Genomic DNA, 2196 nt, shown 5'->3' with positions numbered 1-2196 from the left:
GTCTGTACATAGGCATCAGAGTAACCTAGTGAACGAATGAGCATTTCAAGCATTGCTTCCGTTGATTCGCGTACTGTTAAATCGTTAATAGTTGAGTAAGCTTCATTTACTTCATCAGCCGACATTTCGTTTGACGCAATTTGTGTTGTTAATTGTGTTTTCAACTCACTGCGTTCGTTTAGTAATTCCATTCTCATTTCTTCAAATAACGCACTTTGAGCATATACTGGTGTAACTGATTCATCTTCAGTTGTGTCTTCGACCTTCATTTGATCAAGGTCTTCATCTGAGAAAATAGCTAAACCATCAAAGGGCATATTGTTAGGTTCGTTCACGTAATACACCGAAATTACTGCTACCAAACTTAATAGAGTTAGCATCCATACTGTACGTTTTTTGACTTTCATTTAGAAACCCCTTTCTCATCCATCGGGACGACGACAATTCGATGTTCTGGCAGTAATAATACTGCTGCTAAGTATTCTTTTAACATAATTCTGGTTTTTGCTTGATCTGCTCCAGTGGCTACTACCAATACTGATTGAATAGTTTTTTGCTCATTGGTTGTCTGATCAAACAAGGCAAAGCTAGGTTTTTCCGTAACTGTTTGTTGAGGCTCGTTCATGCCTGTGTAAAAAAATAATTCGACTTCACCTACCCCAGCCATTTTTTCCAATGCCGTTTTCAATGAGTGTTCCAGCGTTACTGCATCTTGTGACTGACTGGATGTGTTAGGTTGCTTGGTGAAAATGGATTCATTCAGTAAGAAAAACACCATGAATACCAAGAGACTCGCGAGCAGGATCCCGCTTTTCATTCGATTCGTTTTAATGGATGGAATCACGCTCCTCTCTTAAGTGAGACAGGCATTTGATAAACTATATGACAAGCATTCCTCAACTATTCATAGAAAAAAGAAGAGATAAACAATAACATGTACATGGCAAGTCCCAGCTTCGTATATTCTTCTATCTTTTCATTTGAATCAGACTTCTGGAAGATAGCCTGAAGAACTTCACTCAGCAGAATAATGAACATTAATCCCTTTAACCATTCAGCCATCATTAACCCCTCATCATCATGGAGAATTTTACTAATATCACAATGAAAATGGCTGTATAGAAAAACGCAAAGGCAATAAGAAATGACAAGATACTTAAAACGAAAATCGACTTTCCGATATCATCAAGAAAACTGGCCAGATCCTCTGGTCCGAATGGTTCAATAATGGCAGCCACTACTCGATAGCAAAACGCGATACTGATGGTTTTCAAAGTAGGGATCAACACAACCAGTAGGATTGTGATGGCAATGCCACCGCCAGTAATCGAAGTGATTGAAGAAGAAAATCGGGTAAATGTACTAAGACTCTCAGAAAAAAAAGAACCAACAAACGGGATGTTTTGCTGAATGATTTTTTTGATGGGCTCCGTAACAGCACTTGAGATATTCCAAGAAATAAACCCTTGCACCGAAATGAAAAAACTATAAATGACGACTACTGCTGAAACGATACTTAGTAAAGAAGTGCGAATAATATCTGTCAGTTTTGAAAAAGGGGTAGCCGGATGAAAGCGACTAATGAAGTCCAGCAATATGGTGGTCATAAGTAATGGAATAAGGATTCTTTCGGTCAGCACCACTGTAAATTGAATAAATACATAGAGGGCAGGGTTCCAAATTGAAAATGCCATCGTTCCACTATTCATCAACAAGCCCGCTGTCAACACGGGGTAGACACTCATAAAAACCGTCACCATCTGTCGTGCAAATTGCTGCATAATATGCATCGCATCAATGGCAGGAGTCAATGTATACAGGACAGCAATACAAAACAGGGATAACCTTGTCCATCGTTTGGCTGCAGGAAATAAAATATCGATGATCATCGCAAAAACAATAGCGATCAGCAGTACGATAAAGTATCGGGTTACACCAAAAAAATAGGCATACAAGGGTTCAAGCATGAACCTTCTCACCTCTTTTACACCTATATTATTCGATCAATAGCCGCRTCAGCGTGTTAAACATTTGCTGAATGAGAGGCAACCAATAGGTGAGAATCAACACATGACAACTTATCGAAATGATGGGAACAAATGTATTCAGATTTAAATTTCGGCACCATTCAATCAAGGCTTCACCTATAAATGTCACGAATACAGAAATCAGCAATACTCTGGCTATTGGGAGCGC

The 2196-nt window shown here is 39.0% G+C and carries 4 protein-coding genes and 1 pseudogene; all 5 read right to left on the bottom strand.

All coding sequences use genetic code 11. The annotated features are described in order from the left end of the window. The coding region (locus AC1DSB_RS18365) for a SpoIIIAH-like family protein (protein WP_477587312.1) at positions 1-407 on the bottom strand (407 nt) is incomplete at its 3' end. Beyond that, the gene (locus AC1DSB_RS18360; RefSeq protein WP_016426963.1) at positions 404-844 is read right to left on the bottom strand and encodes a hypothetical protein; all 441 of its coding nucleotides are present in this window, start codon (positions 842-844) and stop codon (positions 404-406) included. The genes AC1DSB_RS18360 and AC1DSB_RS18365, both read right to left, overlap by 4 nt. A gap of 56 nt (positions 845-900) precedes the next feature. Continuing rightward, a complete protein-coding gene (locus AC1DSB_RS18355; RefSeq protein WP_196930490.1) occupies positions 901-1062 on the bottom strand; it encodes a hypothetical protein in 162 nt (53 codons plus the stop codon). A gap of 2 nt (positions 1063-1064) precedes the next feature. Then, positions 1065-1967, bottom strand: a complete 903-nt coding sequence (locus AC1DSB_RS18350; RefSeq protein ID WP_016426961.1) for a stage III sporulation protein AE — start codon at positions 1965-1967, stop codon at positions 1065-1067. A 28-nt stretch (positions 1968-1995) separates the two neighbouring features. Further along, a pseudogene (locus AC1DSB_RS18345) lies at positions 1996-2196 on the bottom strand (hypothetical protein); the annotation flags it as partial.

This window comes from Paenisporosarcina sp. P4_E4_2 (assembly GCF_056401595.1).
Note: the sequence above shows the minus strand (reverse complement) of the source record. Positions and strands in the feature narration are given on the sequence as shown.

Coding starts and splice junctions, on each gene's coding strand:
- AC1DSB_RS18350 (WP_016426961.1), bottom strand. CDS start 1,967: ATGCTTGAACCCTTGTATGCCTATTTTTTTGGTGTAACCCGATACTTT.
- AC1DSB_RS18355 (WP_196930490.1), bottom strand. CDS start 1,062: ATGGCTGAATGGTTAAAGGGATTAATGTTCATTATTCTGCTGAGTGAA.